Here is a 16,182-nt window from a genome sequence, read left to right on the forward strand (position 1 = left end):
ACGCGCGGAGCCGCGGACCGGGCCCGCATATGAATCAGCGCGAACTCTCCACCACCCGCGCGGAGAGGTCCAGGAGTTGGCTGCTCGTCACATCGACACTGAACCTCGAAGAGTTCTCGACGGCATGGGCCGACATTTCTTTCCTGGCGGCCGGATCCTCCGCCAGCCGGTCGATTACCCGGGCCAGCGCCTCGGCGTCACCCGCGGGATAAGGAATCCCGCCGGGCCCGAGTGTTTCTTTCATCGCGTCCACTTCCGCGTAGGCCACGGGAAGTCCATGGGCCTGTGCTTCGACCGAGACCAGGCCGAATGCCTCGACAGCCGTTGTGGTGAAGAGGAATGCGTCGTGCTGTGAGAATTCCCGCCACAGGTCCTGTCGCGGCATGAAGGGCTTGAAAGTCACCCGTTCGCCGAGGCGGAGATCCTCGGCCCGCTTCATCAGCGGCTCCAGCTCGGTGCCGCTTCCGATGATCGTCAGGTGGTGCGGGGCCGATGTGCGGGCCAGGCTCTCCACGGCGGTGATGGTGCTCTTGGTGGGATGGAGCCGTCCCGCGTGCACCAGGCGCAGCGTTTCGCTGTTCCGGGCTTCGGAGCGGGTGCTCGCCCGGTCCAGGGGGATGCCCCAGGGGATGGTGACGATCCGCCCGTCGGCGTGTTCGCCGGCGATCGAGGTCACATGGGCCCGCATCGCCTCGTTCGGGACGACGACCGCGGCGCTCCTCTCGACGATCTCACGGAGCGCGTCGGCCGCCTCGGCGGATTTCAGGGCGTCGATGATGTCGGTGCCATGGGCGATCGAGATGACGGGCAGACCCTCCGCCGCACGGCAGAAGGCGAGGCTGAGCCCGTATCCGAGATGCTGAGCGTGGATGAGATCGTGGTGGGAGCCGGAGAGCCCTCGCCTCACTTCGCGGGTCAGACTCTCCACATAGGCCGGAAAGCCGCTGCCGTAGGGCTTCTTGGCCGATTGACAGACGGTGATGCGGGAGAAGCCGTGGTCCCAGGCCTCCGCCACGGGCGCGAGACAGAAGAAGTGGGATTCGGCTCTCCCCCGCAGTCGGCCGTAGACGTCGCTGCACAGGATGGGACTGCCCGCGGACGGGGCCAGTGGAAGATCGATTCCGGTCGCGATGTGCAGCCTGCTCACAGGGGGCTCCGGGTCTAGACGGCGGTGAAGTCGCGATGGATCATCGACGGCATGGGGCGGGTTGAGTTCTGGTACTTCCCGTCATAGAGCTTGATCTCGCCCTCCGTGCACCAGAAGGTGACCTGGCCGATTCTCATCTCCGGATAGATCGTCACCGGCTGGACCGCGTGAAGTTGCAGGGTCCAGTTGTTGATGGATCCGATGTCGATGAGATCCGCTGTCACATGGACGAAGAGGCCCAGGCGCGCGATCGAGGAACGGGCGCGGATGATGGGGACATAGAATTCGCTGCCCATGCGTTCCGAGGTGCCGGCCAGATATATTTTCCCCGGTCTGAGTGTCATGCCCTCGTCGGGGATGGGCGCGTAGGTCACTCGGTTCTCGCGCCGGCAGTCCAGCACCTCGTCCTCGTACCAGCATATTTCACGGCCGAGCAGGAAATCGTAGCTGTTCGGGCTCAGACGGGATTCGTCGAAGGGCTCTATCTTGATGCGCCCGGAGCCGACCTGTCTCGCTATTTCGGGGCCCGTCAGGATCACAGCGATCCACCTTTCACGTCTCGGTAAGACCAGTAGCGATCTTCGGGTTCCACGGCGCCGGGTCCGATCGGGTTCCGTAGTGGCCGCGATAGGGTATCCGGCCCCCGCTGGGCCGCCAGAAACTCACCTGTCCCACGATCATTCCGGCATAGATGCGGATGCTCTGCGTGGCGACTATTTCCAGTGTCCATTGATGCACTGCGCCGAGCTGGCCGAGGTCGGCCGATATCTGGAGGAACATCCCGAGCCTGCCCAGCGAGGACCGGCCGATGAGGCTCGGCACATAGTGATCGCTGCCGATGCGTTCCACGGTCGTCCCCAGATAGACGCGCCCGGGGTGAATGACATGGCCGGAATCCTCGGGGATGTGTATCTCTTCGAGCTCCGGTGCCGATCGGGGATTCGCCACCTCGTCGGCAATCACACGGAGGGTCGGGGAGAGCCGGTAGTTGTGGCTGTTCGGATTGGTCATCGAGGGCTCAAAGGGATCGATACAGATCTCGCCGTCGCCCACTGCCCGCTGTATGGCCGAGCCCGTGAGGATCATGCCGCCTCCGAAAGCTTTACCCGCTGCCAGTTGCCCGAATGAGCATTCGATCATGTTGCGCGGCGGCGGCGGGTGTCGATGGCCCGAAGGTGCGACAAGTGGTCCGTGAGCGGTTCCGACAGATGGATGAACAGTGCAATTGCCTCAGAGAGGGTGCGCACGCGAAAGCCCGCCCCCGGCCCGGCGCATTCCAGGGGGCGGACCGGCCGGCTACCCCAGCCGTGCCTCGCGTGCCCGCGGTCCGGCGGGATCGGGGGCGGACACCCCGTACACGCCCTCCCTGCGGCGGGGCAGTGTCACCGTGATGTCGAGGCCGCCCTCCGGGCCCTGGGCGGTGATGATCCGGGCGCGGTGGGCGTCGGCGACCGCCGCGACGATCGAGAGGCCCAGGCCGTGGCCGTCGGCGCGGGCGGAGCGGTGGCCCAGCCGCTGGAAGGGCTGGAACAGGGAGGGGATGGCCTCGCGCGGGACCACCGGGCCGCTGTTCACGACGCGGAGTGTCGGGGCGCCGTTCCAGAGGCCGGTGGTCACCCGGATCCAGCCGCCGGGCGGGGTGTAGCGCTGGGCGTTGCCGACCAGATTGGTCACCAGGCGTTCCAGCAGGCCGGTGCTGCCCTCGGTCACGGCGGGATCGAGGGAGACACGCAGGGCGACATGGTCGGGGCGGGTGGGCGAGAGGTCGTCGAGTACGTCGGTGACGACGTCGGCGAGGTCCAGGCGCTCGGCCCGGAAGACTCCGCTCTGGCTGCTCGCCAGGGTCAGCAGCGCCTCTATCAGCCGCTCCTGGTCCTCGCCGATCGCCAGGGCCCGTTCGCACACCGCCCGCAGTGCCGCCGCGTCCGGGTCCGGTTTGCTGAGCGCGACCTCGATCACCGTGCGCTGGAGGGTCAGCGGGGTGCGCAGTTCGTGCGAGGCGTTGGCGACGAAGCGCCGCTGGGCGTCGAACGCGACGTCCAGGCGGGCGAGCAGTTCGTCGAAGGTGTCGCCGAGGTTCTTCAGCTCGTCGTCGGCGGGGCCGGGCATCGCGAGGCGTTCGTGCAGATTGTGCGCCGAGATCCGGCGGGCCCGTACGGTCATCACGCGTACGGGCCGCAGCACCCGCCCGGCCACCAGCCAGCCCAGGCCGCCGGAGACACCGGTCATCACACCGAGCGCGATCCCGGACCGGGTGAGCAGAGTGCGCTGTGCCTCCTCGCGCTCGCGGAGGGCGACATAGGAGATCTCGGCGGTGATCTTCTGCACCGCCGGGTTGCGCGAGACGTTCGTGGTGGTGACCTTGGTGCCCTTGGACGCGGGGCTCTGCACCACCAGGAGGTAGGTGACGGCGAGCAGGGCGGCGCCCGAGACCAGGAAGAGCGTCCCGTACAGGAGGGTGAGCCGGAGCCGGGCGGACCAGCGGATGCGGAACCGGCCGGCCGGCTCAGACGCGGTAGCCGACATGCGGCACCGTCTCGATCACGGGCGGGTCGCCGAGCTTGCGGCGCAGCCGGCTGACGGTCACCTTCACGGTGTTGGTGAACGGGTCGGTGGCGTCGTCCCACGCCCATTCGAGGAGCTCCTCCGCGGACACCACCGCGCCCTGCGCCGACAGCAGCAGCTCCAGTACGGCCATCTCCTTGGGGGAGAGATCGAGCTGGCGTCCGCCGCGCCAGGCGGTGTGCTCGGCGGGCGAGAGCGTCAGATCGCCGTGGGTCAGCACGGGGGGCACGGCGGGATGGGCGCGCCGGGCGAGGGCGCGGATCCGGGCGACCAGCTCGGCCAGGGCGAAGGGCTTGGTCAGATAGTCGTCGGCGCCCAGGCTCAGCCCGTCGACGCGGTCGGCGACGGTGGAGGAGGCGGTGAGCATGAGAATGCGGGCCCGGCAGCCGTGTTTGATCAGCTCGCGGCAGACCTCGTCGCCGTGCATCAGCGGGAGGTCCCGGTCGAGCACAATCACGTGGTAGTCGTACACGGTGGCCTGTTCCAGGGCCTGTTGGCCGTCCAGCGCCACATCGATGGCCATGCCCTCCTGCCGCAGTCCGGCGGCGATCGTCTCGGCGAGTTCGATGTGGTCGTCGACAATCAGCACTCTCATGGCAGCCAGAATGCCCTGGGGCCCCTAACAGGGGAATAACACCCGGAGGCCGGGCACGGTTGTTCCCCGCGTGTAACCGGGAACGGCGTAGAACTCGCTGCATGTTCTCCACACCCCGCCGTGTTCTGATCCGGCGCGCACTTCTTCCCGTATCCCTGCTGCTCACCGGTGCTTTGATCAGCGGATGTTCTGATTCGTCCGGCGATGGCGACGATGCCAAGGGGGGCTCGGACTCCTCACCGTCGGCCAACAGCGCCTTCGACCAGGCTCTGGTGTTCGCGGATTGCATGCGTGCCGAGGGCGTGCCGGACTTCCCCGATCCGCAGCAGGCCGATGGCGGTGTCCGCATGAACGCGGGTGACGTCGACACCAACTCGCCGCAGTTCCAGGGCGCCATGGAAGCCTGCCGTGACAAGGCTCCGCAGGCCCAGCAGGGCCAGGAGCAGGGCGGCAAGCCGCTCGACCCGACGAAGGTGGCCGCCTGGGCGGAGTGCATCCGCGGAAACGGTGTGCCGAAGTTCCCGGACCCCGAGATCAACGGCGGCCAGATGGCGCTCGACTTCGCCGGCGCCGGGCTCAGGATGGGCGACCCCGCCTTCCAGAAGGCCCGTGCGGCCTGCCAGGACAAGTGGCCCGGCGGCGGCATGATGATCCAGGGTGGCGGAGGCCGGTGACCACACAGGAAGAGGCGGAACACCTGCCGGCCGTCGTGGCGCCCGGCGGGGCCCCGGCGGTCACGGAGGAGACGGACCGGACACCGGCCGTCGCCGAGGAGGCGGGAAAGCCGGCGCCGGCCGAGGAGGCCGACCGGCCGCCGGTGGACCGGCGCAGGCGCCGCACCCGCCGTACGGCCCTCATCGTGGTGGTCGCCATCGCCGTGGTCGCCGCCGGGGCACTCGCCGCCACGGGTGTGCTGAGCGGTGACGACGGTTCCTCCACGACGGCCGCCCCCGACCGGCCGGTCGCCACCGCCAAGATCCAGCGGATGACGCTGACCAGCACCGAGTCCGTGGACGGCACCCTGGGGCACGGGGAGCCGACCACGGTCACCGACGGCTCGGCCGCGTCCGGACAGGGCGGGCAGGGCGGCGGGCAGGGCGGCGGCGGTGACGAGTTCATCACCCGGGTGCCCGGCGAGGGCGACACGCTCTCCCGCGGCGAGGCCGTCTACCGGGTCAACGAGCGCGAGGTGCCGCTGCTGTACGGGGCGATCCCCTTCTACCGCACGCTGGAGCCGGGCAGTGAGGGCGCCGATGTGCGGATGCTGGAGCGCAACCTCGACGCGCTGGGCTACGACGGTTTCACGGTGAACGACGAGTACACCTCCGGCACCGCCGAGGCGGTCAAGGAGTGGCAGGACGACCTCAACGCCGAGGAGACCGGGACCGTACGGCCCGGGGACGCGGTGGTCGCGTCCGGGTCGCGGCGGGTCGCGAAGCTGAAGACCTCGCCCGGCGCGCTCGCCGGCGGCGAGGTGCTGACCTGGACGGGAACCAAGCGGATCGTCTCGGTGGATCTGGACCCCCGGTACGAGGACCTGGTGAAGGAGGGCTCGAAGGCCACGGTCCGGCTGCCCGACGGGAGCACCGTGGTCGGCGAGGTCACCGACATCGGCACCGCGGGCGGCGACGCCGCCGCCGCCGGGGCCGGGGCCGCGGCGGGCGGCGAGAGCCAGGGCGCGGACGAGGCGACCCTGCCGGTCCGGCTGAAGATCGATGACCAGAAGAAGCTGGGCCGCTACCAGGCCGCTTCCGTGGACGTGATCCTGGAGGCCGACAGCCGCAAGGACGTCCTCGCGGTGCCGGTCAACGCGCTGATGGCACGGCCGGGCGGGGGCTACACCCTGGAGGTCCCGGCGGCGGCCGGCGGGAGCGGGGACATGGTGCCGGTGAAGCTGGGGATGTTCGCCAACGGACTGGTCGAGGTCACGGGTCCGGGCCTGAAGGAAGGCATGGATGTGGGGGTGCCGAAGTGACCGATGCCGTGGTCGAGTTGACGGAGGTCTCCCAGCGGTACGGGGATGTCGTCGCGCTGGCCGACACGAATCTGGTGATCGGGCGCGGTGAACTCGTCGCCATCGTCGGTCCGTCCGGGTCCGGGAAGTCGACCATGCTCAACATCATGGGCACGCTGAGCCGCCCGACCTCCGGACATGTCCGGGTCGACGGCCACCCGGTGGAGGAGCTGAACGACCGCGAGCTGTCGGCGCTGCGGGCCGGCACGATCGGCTTCGTGTTCCAGCAGTTCCATCTCACCGCGGGCATCCCGGTGCTGGACAGCGTCGCCGACGGACTGCTCTACAGCGGCACCCCGCGCGCCGAGCGGCGCCGGCTCTCCGAGACGGCGCTGCGCCGGGTGGGGCTCGGGCACCGGCTGTACCACGAGCCGCATCAGCTCTCCGGCGGCGAGAAGCAGCGAGTCGCCATCGCCCGGGCGGTGCTCGGCGATCCCCCGCTGCTGCTGGCCGACGAGCCGACCGGCGCGCTCGACTCACGGTCCGGCGCGACCGTGCTGGAGCTGCTGCACGAGCTGAACGAGGCCGGCACCACAGTCGTCGTCATCACACACGACCGGGATGTCGCCGCGTCGCTGCCGCGCGAGGTGCGGCTGAAGGACGGGCGGATCGAGCACGACTCGGCGGACCCCGCCGCCGGGGACCGGGGGATCCCGGGCCGGCGGGCGGCGGGCCGGGATCTCCCGGGTCAGGACGGCGCGGGCCGGGAGATCGCGGCCGCCGCGCCCGGGGCGGAGCGGTGACGGGGTCCGGCCGGCGCGCGGCCGGCGCCCGGCCCCGCCCGGCCCGGATGAGTCCGGCCGATGTGCTGCGGGTCGGCGGGTACGGGCTGCGGGCCCGCCCGATGCGGGTGTTCCTGTCCGCGCTGGGCATCGCCATCGGCATCGCGGCGATGGTGGGCGTGGTGGGCATCTCCACCTCCAGCACGGAGGATTTGAACCGGCGGCTGAGCGCCCTGGGCACCAATCTGCTCTCCGCCACACCGGGCCCCTCGCTCAGCGGTGACGCCTCCCGGCTGCCGCGCGAGTCGGTGCAGATGGTGGACCATCTCCCGGATGTGGAGTCGGTGACGGCGCTCGGCAAGATCGACGCCAAGGTCTACCGCAACGACCACATCCCCGTGGCCGAGACCAGCGGTATCGCCGTCAAGGCGGCGAAGACCAATCTGGTCGAGACGACCGGTGCGAAGCTGAGCGACGGCCGCTGGCTGAATTCGGCCAACGACCGCTATCCGTCGGTGGTGCTCGGCCCCAGCGCCGCCGAACAGCTCGGGGTGCACCGCGCCGGACCGGACATCCAGGTGTGGCTCGCCGACCGCTGGTTCACCGTGATCGGCGTGCTCGCGCCCAACGAGCTGATCCCGGAGCTGGACACCCAGGCGCTGATCGGCTGGCCCTACGCGGAGAAGAACCTCGAATTCGACGGCTACCCGACCGAGATCCACGCTCGGGCCGTGGAGGCGCACGTCAGCGAGGTGCGGGGCATCCTCGGTGCCACCATCAATCCGGAGAAGCCCGACGAGGTCGCCGTCTCCCGGCCCTCCGACGCGCTCGCGGCCAAGGAGGCGACGGACGACACCCTGAGCGGACTGCTCCTGGGACTCGGTGCCGTGGCACTGCTGGTCGGCGGGGTCGGCGTGGCCAACACCATGGTCATCTCCGTGCTGGAACGCCGCTCCGAGATCGGTCTGCGCCGGTCGCTGGGGGCCACCCGGGGCCAGATCCGGAATCAGTTCCTGTGCGAGTCGCAGCTGCTGTCGCTGCTCGGCGGCGCCGGCGGGGTGGCCCTGGGGATCGCGGTGACCATCGGATACGCGTCCTACCAGAGCTGGCCTTCGGTCGTCCCGGTCTGGGCGATGGCCGGCGGGATCGGCTCGACACTGATCATCGGCGCGCTGGCGGGTTTCTACCCGGCGGTGCGCGCGGCCCGGCTGCCTCCCACGGAGGCGCTGGCGACACCCTGATCACGCGCTGCCCCTTGGTAACTCCCCCGGCGAGGGGCACCGTGCCGGGTCCGGACCTCTCCGGACCCGTACCCTCCCCGGCCACACGGCCGGGGAGGGTTTCCGGTGCGCTGAAGAGGTTTTCCGGTGTGCCGGAGGGCGGCGGCGGGAGCGGGTGCGGGTGCGGGTGCGGGTGCGGTCCCGGCGGAGGCGCCGGCAGTGGGGAGAGCCGACCCGGCGGGAGCGGATGCCGGAGCCGGAGCCGCCGTCAGCCGCGGGCGGCCGCGAGCGCGGGCGACGTTCCCGGGGCGTCGTTCTCGCGTACGGCCGCCCAGCCCGCCGCGGCCAGTTTCTCCACCAGTGTGTCCGCCTCGGCCGCCGCCAGCTCGAAGCGGATCACCAGCGGCCCGTCCGGGGTGTGCGGGGCGACCGGTGCCGTGACGGTGTCGGGGCCGGCGCCGTATCCGGCCGCGGTGCCCAGCAGCCGGGCGAGTTCCCCCGGGCGGTCGGCGATGGTGACGCCGACCCGGGCGGTGCCGGCGGCGAGCGGGCCGGAGGCCGGGGCGGGCAGCGCCTCCAGTGCGGCGACACCGCGTTCCAGCAGGTCGGTGAGGTCCGCGCGGCTGCGCACCCGGTTCCGCGGATCCCGTGCCGACAGGTCCCGCATCGCCGTGAGCAGCCGGCCGAGGTCGGACTCCAGGGCGGTGAGGACGCCGGCGATCTCGGCGGCGTTGGTCTCGATGATGTCGGTCCACAGCCGGGCCTCGCCGCGGGCGATCCGGGTGGCGTCCCGGAACCCCTGGCCGGCCAGGAGCGCGGTGACCGGCGGCCGGCCGCCGAGCCGGGCCGCGACCAGGCTGGCCATCAGGTGCGGGGCGTGGGAGGTGATCGCCACGGTCTCGTCGTGGGCCGAGCTCCGCATGACCATGGGTACGCCTCCGCAGAGGGCGATCAGCTCCAGCGCGCGATCGAAGACGCGTTTGGAGGTGAGCCGGGAGGGGGTGAGCACCCAGGTCCGGTCCCGGAAGAGATCGGCGCGCGCGGCGAGCGGCCCGGAGCGCTCCCGGCCGGCCAGCGGGTGGCCGCCGATGAAGTGCGCGGGCCGCGGGGCGCGGGCCAGCACCTCGCGTTCCGGTCCGGCCTTCACGCTGGCCACGTCCGTGTAGCCGAGCGCCAGGCCCCGTCTCTGCTGTTCCGAGAGCACATCGGCGACCTTGCTCGGGGGTACGGCGAGCACCGCGAGATCCACCGGTTCCGCGGCCGGCCGCGCGGTGCCGGCGCCGAGCAGCTCGGCGGTGCGGAGCGCGGCGGCGTCGGTGTCGAGGAGGTGGACGGTGACGCCGCGCCGGGCGGCGGCGAGCGCCACCGAGGTGCCGATCAGTCCGGTGCCGACGACGGCCAGGGTGCGGATCACGAGACCGCGCCCAGGGGAGTGCCGGGCAGGCGCGAGGTGACGGCGGCGGCCAGCCGGTCGAGCCCCTCCTCGATCTGCCCGGGGGTCAGGGTGGAGATGGAGAGCCGCAGTTGACGGGAGTCGGTGCCCGCGCCGAAGAAGTGGTGCATGGGGGTGAACAGCACGCCGTGCTCGTCCCCCGCGTACTCGAGGAAGGCGTCGTCCACGGTGAACGGCACGGTGACGACCACGAAGAACCCGCCGTCGGGTCTGTTCCAGGTCACCCCGTCCAGCTCCCCGAACCGCTTGGCGAGCCCTTCCAGTACCCGGGTGAGATTGCCCTGGTAGACGGCGGTTTCCCGGGCGTTGGCGGCCACCAGGCTGAAATCGGAGGCGATCAGCTTGCCGCCGATGACGGCCTGGGCGATCGGTGAGGTGTTCACCGTCAGCATGCTCTTGATCTTCGACAGCTCGTCGGCGAGCAGCCCGCCGCCCACCGGCTGGTCGGCGACGGCGAAGCCGACCCGGGCGCCCGCGACCCCGCTCTTGGCGAAGGAGCCGAGGTAGACGACCCGGTTCCCGGTGTCGAGCGACTTCAGTGTGGGCGGGCGGCGGTCCGGGGTGCGGTGGAAGATTCCATAGGGGTTGTCCTCCAGCAGCAGCAGCCCCTCCGACGCGGCGATCTCCAGCAGCCGGTGCCGGTCGGCGACGGTCATGCTGACGCCCACGGGGTTGGCGAAGTCCGGGGTGACATAGCAGGCGCGCACCCGGCGGCCGGCGGCGCGCGCGGTGTGCAGCAGGCGCGCCAGCTCCGTCAGGTCGAGGCCGTGTTCCCCGGAGGGCACGGGCAGTACGGGCAGATCGGTGAGGAGGGCGGCGCCGGTGAGGCCCACATAGGTCGGGGACGGGGCGAGCAGCGTGTCGCGGTCGTCGGCGCGCAGGGCGCGCAGCACCAGGAAGAGGGCCTCCTGGAAGCCGACGGTGACGACGATGGAGCGCGGGTCGGCGTCGATGCCCTCGTCGACGGAGAGGTTGCGGGCGATCAGCCCGTTGATCACACCCTTGGTGTCGCCGTACTGGAGGAGGGTGCGGGAGACCTGCTGCCGCGTCATTCCGCGCTCATGTCGCAGATAGTCCGTGAACACCTTCAGGTATTCATGGACTTGATCCGTTTCGAAGAATTCTTCGCAGGGCCGGCCGGCCGCGAACGAAATTGCGTCGGGATAGGCTCCGGCAATATTGTTCAGCAGATTCATCGACTCCATGGACGCAGCGGTGAGCGATGCGTGCAGCGGCTCCGAACTCAATTCCGCAAGTTCTTCCCGGATCGGCATGCGGGTCAGTATCACGTACTCGGCCAGGTGTGACAACGCCGCTCTGCTTTGACAGGGGTGCCCAAGTTCTGACACCTGCGGTATTCGCGGATCGAGTTGTACGGTTGGGCCCGCAATTTCCGATCCTTCTTCGATCCGGGGAACCGCCATGAATGATCGAGCGAGCGGAAGCAAGCCCATCAGCCATTACACGATCGACTACGTTGAGCTGTATGTGGAGAACCTGGAGACGGCGGCCCGGGGCTGGCGGGACGCCTACGGGTTCGCCGTGGCCGGCGAGAGCACCGGTGCCGATCACAGCAGTGTCGCCCTCCGGCACGGCGATATCACCCTGGTCCTGACGACCCCGCTGAGCGACCGGCACCCCGCGTCCGCGTATCTCCCGGCCCATGGCGACGGGGTCGCCGACATCGCGCTGCGCACCCGGGACGTTTCCGCCGCGTTCGCCTCCGCCGTCTCCGGCGGGGCCCGTGCGCTGCGCGCGCCGGAGCGGACTCCGGGCGACGGGCCGCGGGCGACCGCGCTCATCGGCGGCTTCGGGGATGTCGTCCACACGCTGGTGGAACGCGAGCCCGGGGCGCCGGACGGGCTCCCGGCGGGGTTCACTCCCGTCGCCGGGGAGCGGCCCGCCTTCGCCGGCGAGGTGGGTCTGCTGGAGATCGACCACTTCGCGGTCTGCCTCCCCGCCGGCGACCTCGCCACCAGTGTGCGGTTCTACCGCAACGCCCTCGGCTTTCACGAGATCTTCGAGGAGCGGATCACCGTCGGCACGCAGGCGATGGAGTCGAAGGTGGTGCAGAGCCCGAACGGCGCGGTGACCTTCACCCTGATCGAGCCCGACACCAAGGCCGAGCCGGGGCAGATCGACGACTTCCTGAAGAACCACGACGGGGCCGGCGTCCAGCACATCGCCTTCTCCAGCGACGACGCCGTGCGCTCGGTCCGCACGCTGCGCGAGCGCGGCGTCCGCTTCCTGAACACCCCGGACACCTACTACGACCTGCTCGACGGCCGGATCTCGCCCCGGACGCACTCCATCGACAGGCTGCGGGAGGCGCGGCTGCTCGCGGACGAGGACCACGGCGGCCAGCTGTTCCAGATATTCACCGCCTCCACGCACCCCAAGCGCACGCTGTTCTTCGAGGTCATCGAGCGGCAGGGCGCGAGCACCTTCGGCAGCGCCAACATCAAGGCGCTGTACGAGGCGGTGGAACTGGAGAAGACCGGGCGGCATGGCCGGCGGTGACACCGGCCGCGTCCCGGCGGCGGTCCCGCTCGACATGGACGATGTCGAGCGGGCCGCCGCCGCGGCGCTGCCGCCCGATGTGTGGGACTTCATCGCCGGGGGCAGCGGCCGGGAGCTGTCGCTGGCGGCCAACCGGGCCGCCTTCGACGGGGTGTTCCTGCGGCCCCGGGTCCTCAACGACGTGTCCGCATGCGGTACGGAGTCGACGCTGCTGGGGCGGGCGGTGCGGCTGCCGGTGGCGATCGGGCCGGTGGCGTACCACCGGCTGGTCCATCCCGGGGGCGAGGCGGCGACCGCGCGGGCCGCGAAGGCGGCGGGGGTGCCGTTCACCGTGGCGACCCTGAGCAGTACGCCGGTGGAGGAGGTCACGGCGGCCGGCGGCTCGGTCTGGTTCCAGCTCTACTGGCTGCGGGACACCGGGCGGACGCTGGATCTGGTCCGCCGGGCGGAGGCGGCCGGCTGCCAGGCGATCGTGCTCACCGTCGATGTGCCGTGGATGGGGCGCCGGCTGCGGGATGTCCGCAATGGGTTCGCGCTGCCGGACCATGTCCGCGCGGTCCATCTGGGCGACGCCCCCTCGGCGGCGCACCGGGGCGGCAAGGGGGTGTCGGCGGTGGCCGCGCACACGGCACAGGCGTTCTCCCCCGCCCTGACCTGGGATTCGGTGGAGCGGCTGCGGGCCTGCACCGGGCTGCCGATCGTGCTCAAGGGCGTACTGGATCCCCGGGACGCGCGGCGCGCGGTGGAGCACGGCGTGGATGCCCTGGTGGTCTCCAATCACGGCGGCCGTCAGCTGGACGGCGCGGTGACCGCCGTGGACGCGCTGCCCGCCGTGGCGGCGTCCGCGGGCGGGGCATGCGAGATCTTCCTGGACGGCGGGGTGCGCGGCGGCACGGATGTCCTCAAGGCCCTCGCGCTCGGGGCGTCGGGCGTGCTGGTGGGCCGCGCCCCGGTCTGGGGGCTGGCGGCCGGCGGCGAGGAGGGCGTACGGCAGGTGCTGGAACTCCTGGCGGACGAGCTGAGGGACGCGCTGGGGCTGGCCGGGTGCGCGGGGGTCGCGGAGGCGCGGCGGCTGGAGACCTCGCGGGCGGGCGGGAGCGGGTAGGGCCTCTCTTCCGGATCCTGCCGGGCCGGCCCGATCCGGAGGAGAGAGCCCGGGTCCGTGAAAGGTACGGGGGAGGGGGCCGGGTGATCCCGGCCCCCTCCCCCGCGCCCGGTCCCGGCGGCTCAGCGGTGCGGCCCGGGTGCCGGTTCCCGGTCGTGGACCGAGATGGCATGCCCCGGGCAGCGCCAGACGACCGACCGCACGGCCGCGGCGAGCGCCGCGGCCGGTGCGGCGTTGTCGACGACGCCCACGCCCTCGTCGTCCTGGTCGAAGACCTGGGGCGCGAACATCGCGCAGACACCGCCGCTCACACACTTGTCGCGGTCGATCCGGATCTCCATCGGTCTGCCGTCTCCTCTCCGCCGGTCACCAGGCGACCGGCAGCCGGTGCACTCCATGGGCGAGCGCGCGGTTGTAGAAGCGCACCTCGCCGGCGGGTACGGCGAGCCGCAGCTCCGGGAAGCGCCGCCACAGCGCCCGGTAGGCGAGGCGCAGTTCGGTGCGGGCCAGCGCGGCGCCCAGACAGTGGTGGACGCCGTGGCCGAAGGCGACATGGGCGACCGGCTCGCGGGCGAGGTCGAGCCGGTCCGGTCCGCTGGTGAGGGCCGGGTCGCGGTTGGCCATGGTGAGCGAGCAGATGACGGTCTCGCCGGCCCTGATCACCTGGTCGCCGATGGTCACGTCGTTGACGGCGGTGCGCGGGGTGGGCGCGTTCGCCACCGACATGTAGCGGATCAGTTCGTCCAGGGCGCGGTCGGAGGCGAGCCGCCCGCCGTCCTTGGCCGGTCCGCCGTCGCGCCGGCCGAGCAGCAGCGGAAGCTGGTCCGGGTTCTCCAGCATCGCCAGGACGCCGAGGCCGAACATGCCCTCGATGTTGTCGATGCCGGCGAGGATCAGCAGGACGCACACACCGCGCATCTCGTCGTCGGTGAAGCGGTCGCCGTGCTCGCGCACCAGCGCGCCGATGAAGCCGTCGTCGGGGTCCTTGCGCTGCCGCGCCACCATCGACAGCAGATAGTGGGAGAACGCGGCGCCGTCCGCCGCCCGTACCTTCCGGCTGCGGGAGAAGTCCAGATGCCGGTGGCAGTGGCGCAGGAACTCGGGCCGGTCGTCGCGGGGCACTCCGATCAGCTCGCACAGCACCTCGCCCGGCACGGGCTGGGCGAACAGCGACATCAGATCGGCGCCGGGGCCGGTGGCCTCGACGGTGTCCAGGTGGTCCTCGATGATCTCCTCGATGCCCGGCTCCAGCCGCCGCAGCCGCCGTACGGTGAACTCGGGGGTGAGCATCTGGCGCAGCCGGGTGTGCTCCGGCGGGTCGTAGTCCATCAGATGGCCCACCAGCTCCGGCGGGCGCCAGTCGGGTCCCGCGGCGCCCCACCGGCGGCGGGTGCTGAAGTTGGTGTGGTCGCCGAGGATGCGGCGCACCTCGGCGTAGCCGGTGGCGAGCCAGACCCATTCGTCCGACTCGTTGGGGCCGATGACATAGCTGCTCAGGGGGGCGGCGGCGCGCAGTTCGTCCGCCGGGTCGAAGCGGGTGCGCCGGGTGTAGAGCAGTTCGGGGTACGCCTGCGCCTGCGGCGGCTCCTGCGGGGCCCGCTGTTGGTTCTGCTGGGGCATGAAGCGTTCTCCTCCTACCAGGCCACCGGCAGCGCGTCCACGGAGTAGGCCCGCGAGGACGGCGTACGGAACCGGATCTCGTCGTGCGGAACGGCGAGCCGCAGCCCCGGGAAGCGCCGCGCCAGCGCCAGAAAGGCGGTGCGCAGCTGCATCCGGGCCAGCGGGGCGCCGAGACAGTGGTGCACGCCGTGCCCGAACGCCATGTGCGGCCGGGTCTCACGGGTGATGTCGAGGCCGTCGTCCGTGTCATCGCCGGGGGCGGCGATCCGGTTCACCGCGAAGGCGGAGCAGATGACCCGCTCCCCCTTCGGCACCACCTGCCCGCCGAGCGGTACGTCCTCCAGCGCGGTGCGCGGCGAGAGGGTCGGGATCACCGTGACGTAGCGCAGCAGTTCCTCCACCGCGCGGTCGATGAGGCCCGGATCCTCGCAGAGCCTGGCGAATTGGCCGGGGTGTTCGAGGAGTGCGAGGGTGCCGAGTCCCAGCATGGCGGCGACGTTCTCGATACCGGCCGAGGTCAGCGACGCGGCCAGGCCCTCCAGTTCCTCATCGGTGATCCCGTCGCCGTACTCGCGCACCAGCATGCCCAGCAGATCCTCGCCGGGGTCCCGGCGCTGCCGCTCGGTGAAGCGGCCGAAGTAGGCGCGAAAGGCCCGGCCGGCGGCCATCTGGCGGGCCCGCCCCCGGCCGTCGTCGCGGGTGATGTCGAGATGGCGGGAGAGCTCCGCCCGGTCGTCGCGGGGCACCCCCAGCAGTTCGCAGGAGGTATGGCCCGGGATCTGCCAGGCGAAGTGCCGCATCAGATCGGCCGGCGACCCGGCCTGCTCCATCGCGTCGAGGCACTCCTCCACGACGTCGTCGATACGGGGCTGGAGCCGCCGCAGCCGCCGCATGGTGAATTCGGGGTTGAGCATCCTGCGCAGCCGGCTGTGCTCCGGCGGGTCGTAGTGCAGAAGGTTGCCGATGTTCTGGAGCCTGCGGGACTGCTCCTCGGTGTCGGCGGGCGGCAGCATGGTGAACCGGTGCTGGTCGCTGAGCACCTCACGGGATTCGTCGTTGCCGGTGACCAGCCAGCCGACGACCTGGCTGGAGGGGCCGCCGTGCAGTTCGGTGCGGAGCACCGGGCACTTACCGCGCAGTTCGACCAGCTCCGGGACCGGGTCGAACCGGTCCCGGCGGCTGTGGACGGGGACGTCACGGGACGCCATCGCGGGGTCTCTC

The 16,182-nt window shown here is 71.3% G+C and carries 16 protein-coding genes; 6 read left to right on the plus strand and 10 right to left on the minus strand.

Annotation, left to right across the window (positions count from 1 at the left end):
* Window positions 1-34 precede the first annotated feature (34 nt).
* From AAFN69_RS00815 to AAFN69_RS00835, 5 genes are all read right to left on the minus strand, one after another.
* Window positions 35-1,147 (minus strand): glycosyltransferase family 4 protein, encoded by a 1,113-nt coding sequence (locus tag AAFN69_RS00815; RefSeq protein ID WP_347726242.1) that lies wholly within the window; start codon window positions 1,145-1,147, stop codon window positions 35-37.
* 14 nt (window positions 1,148-1,161) lie between these two features.
* Window positions 1,162-1,686 (minus strand): dCTP deaminase, encoded by a 525-nt coding sequence (dcd, locus tag AAFN69_RS00820; protein ID WP_347726243.1) that lies wholly within the window; start codon window positions 1,684-1,686, stop codon window positions 1,162-1,164.
* Window positions 1,687-1,699: 13 nt separating this feature from the next.
* On the minus strand, window positions 1,700-2,233 hold the full coding sequence (locus tag AAFN69_RS00825) for a deoxycytidine deaminase (RefSeq protein ID WP_347726244.1): 534 nt from the start codon (window positions 2,231-2,233) through the stop codon (window positions 1,700-1,702).
* A gap of 210 nt (window positions 2,234-2,443) precedes the next feature.
* Window positions 2,444-3,673: an ATP-binding protein gene (locus tag AAFN69_RS00830; protein ID WP_347726245.1), complete on the minus strand. Its 1,230-nt coding sequence runs from the start codon at window positions 3,671-3,673 to the stop codon at window positions 2,444-2,446.
* Complete coding sequence (locus AAFN69_RS00835) at window positions 3,654-4,307, minus strand: response regulator transcription factor (RefSeq protein ID WP_347726246.1); 654 nt, start codon at window positions 4,305-4,307, stop codon at window positions 3,654-3,656. Before AAFN69_RS00835 ends, AAFN69_RS00830 begins: the two co-directional genes overlap by 20 nt.
* A gap of 101 nt (window positions 4,308-4,408) precedes the next feature.
* Here AAFN69_RS00835 and AAFN69_RS00840 point away from each other — a divergent pair, with 101 nt between their 5' ends.
* Genes AAFN69_RS00840 through AAFN69_RS00855 form a run of 4 tightly spaced genes read left to right on the plus strand, consistent with a single transcriptional unit; the run spans window position 4,409 to window position 8,284 of the window.
* A complete protein-coding gene (locus AAFN69_RS00840) occupies window positions 4,409-4,981 on the plus strand; it encodes a hypothetical protein (RefSeq protein WP_347726247.1) in 573 nt (190 codons plus the stop codon).
* Window positions 4,978-6,282 (plus strand): peptidoglycan-binding domain-containing protein, encoded by a 1,305-nt coding sequence (locus tag AAFN69_RS00845; protein WP_347726248.1) that lies wholly within the window; start codon window positions 4,978-4,980, stop codon window positions 6,280-6,282. Before AAFN69_RS00840 ends, AAFN69_RS00845 begins: the two co-directional genes overlap by 4 nt.
* On the plus strand, window positions 6,279-7,064 hold the full coding sequence (locus AAFN69_RS00850) for an ABC transporter ATP-binding protein (RefSeq protein WP_347726249.1): 786 nt from the start codon (window positions 6,279-6,281) through the stop codon (window positions 7,062-7,064). The genes AAFN69_RS00845 and AAFN69_RS00850 overlap by 4 nt, the downstream gene beginning before the upstream one ends.
* 47 nt (window positions 7,065-7,111) lie before the next feature.
* A complete protein-coding gene (locus AAFN69_RS00855) occupies window positions 7,112-8,284 on the plus strand; it encodes an ABC transporter permease (RefSeq protein ID WP_347726754.1) in 1,173 nt (390 codons plus the stop codon).
* A gap of 247 nt (window positions 8,285-8,531) precedes the next feature.
* On the opposite strand, the gene AAFN69_RS00860 is transcribed toward AAFN69_RS00855, so the two are convergent.
* Both AAFN69_RS00860 and AAFN69_RS00865 read right to left on the minus strand, forming a co-directional pair.
* Complete coding sequence (locus AAFN69_RS00860; RefSeq protein ID WP_347726250.1) at window positions 8,532-9,677, minus strand: prephenate dehydrogenase; 1,146 nt, start codon at window positions 9,675-9,677, stop codon at window positions 8,532-8,534.
* Complete coding sequence (locus tag AAFN69_RS00865; RefSeq protein ID WP_347726251.1) at window positions 9,674-10,768, minus strand: PLP-dependent aminotransferase family protein; 1,095 nt, start codon at window positions 10,766-10,768, stop codon at window positions 9,674-9,676. Before AAFN69_RS00865 ends, AAFN69_RS00860 begins: the two co-directional genes overlap by 4 nt.
* A gap of 370 nt (window positions 10,769-11,138) precedes the next feature.
* On the opposite strand from AAFN69_RS00865, the gene hppD reads away from it, so the two are divergent.
* Both hppD and AAFN69_RS00875 read left to right on the plus strand, forming a co-directional pair.
* On the plus strand, window positions 11,139-12,236 hold the full coding sequence (hppD, locus tag AAFN69_RS00870) for a 4-hydroxyphenylpyruvate dioxygenase (RefSeq protein ID WP_347726252.1): 1,098 nt from the start codon (window positions 11,139-11,141) through the stop codon (window positions 12,234-12,236).
* A complete protein-coding gene (locus AAFN69_RS00875; RefSeq protein WP_347726253.1) occupies window positions 12,223-13,341 on the plus strand; it encodes an alpha-hydroxy acid oxidase in 1,119 nt (372 codons plus the stop codon). The genes hppD and AAFN69_RS00875 overlap by 14 nt, the downstream gene beginning before the upstream one ends.
* 122 nt (window positions 13,342-13,463) lie before the next feature.
* Here the strand turns inward: AAFN69_RS00875 and AAFN69_RS00880 are convergent, their stop codons facing one another.
* Genes AAFN69_RS00880 through AAFN69_RS00890 form a run of 3 tightly spaced genes read right to left on the minus strand, consistent with a single transcriptional unit; the run spans window position 13,464 to window position 16,169 of the window.
* Window positions 13,464-13,682, minus strand: coding sequence for a ferredoxin (locus tag AAFN69_RS00880; protein WP_347726254.1), 219 nt, complete (start codon window positions 13,680-13,682; stop codon window positions 13,464-13,466).
* 25 nt (window positions 13,683-13,707) lie between these two features.
* The gene (locus AAFN69_RS00885) at window positions 13,708-14,961 is read right to left on the minus strand and encodes a cytochrome P450 (RefSeq protein ID WP_347726255.1); all 1,254 of its coding nucleotides are present in this window, start codon (window positions 14,959-14,961) and stop codon (window positions 13,708-13,710) included.
* A gap of 14 nt (window positions 14,962-14,975) precedes the next feature.
* Window positions 14,976-16,169: a cytochrome P450 gene (locus AAFN69_RS00890; protein ID WP_347726256.1), complete on the minus strand. Its 1,194-nt coding sequence runs from the start codon at window positions 16,167-16,169 to the stop codon at window positions 14,976-14,978.
* Window positions 16,170-16,182 lie beyond the last annotated feature (13 nt).

Source organism: Streptomyces sp. CAU 1734 (assembly GCF_039888735.1).
Classification (GTDB): Bacteria; Actinomycetota; Actinomycetes; order Streptomycetales; family Streptomycetaceae; genus Streptomyces.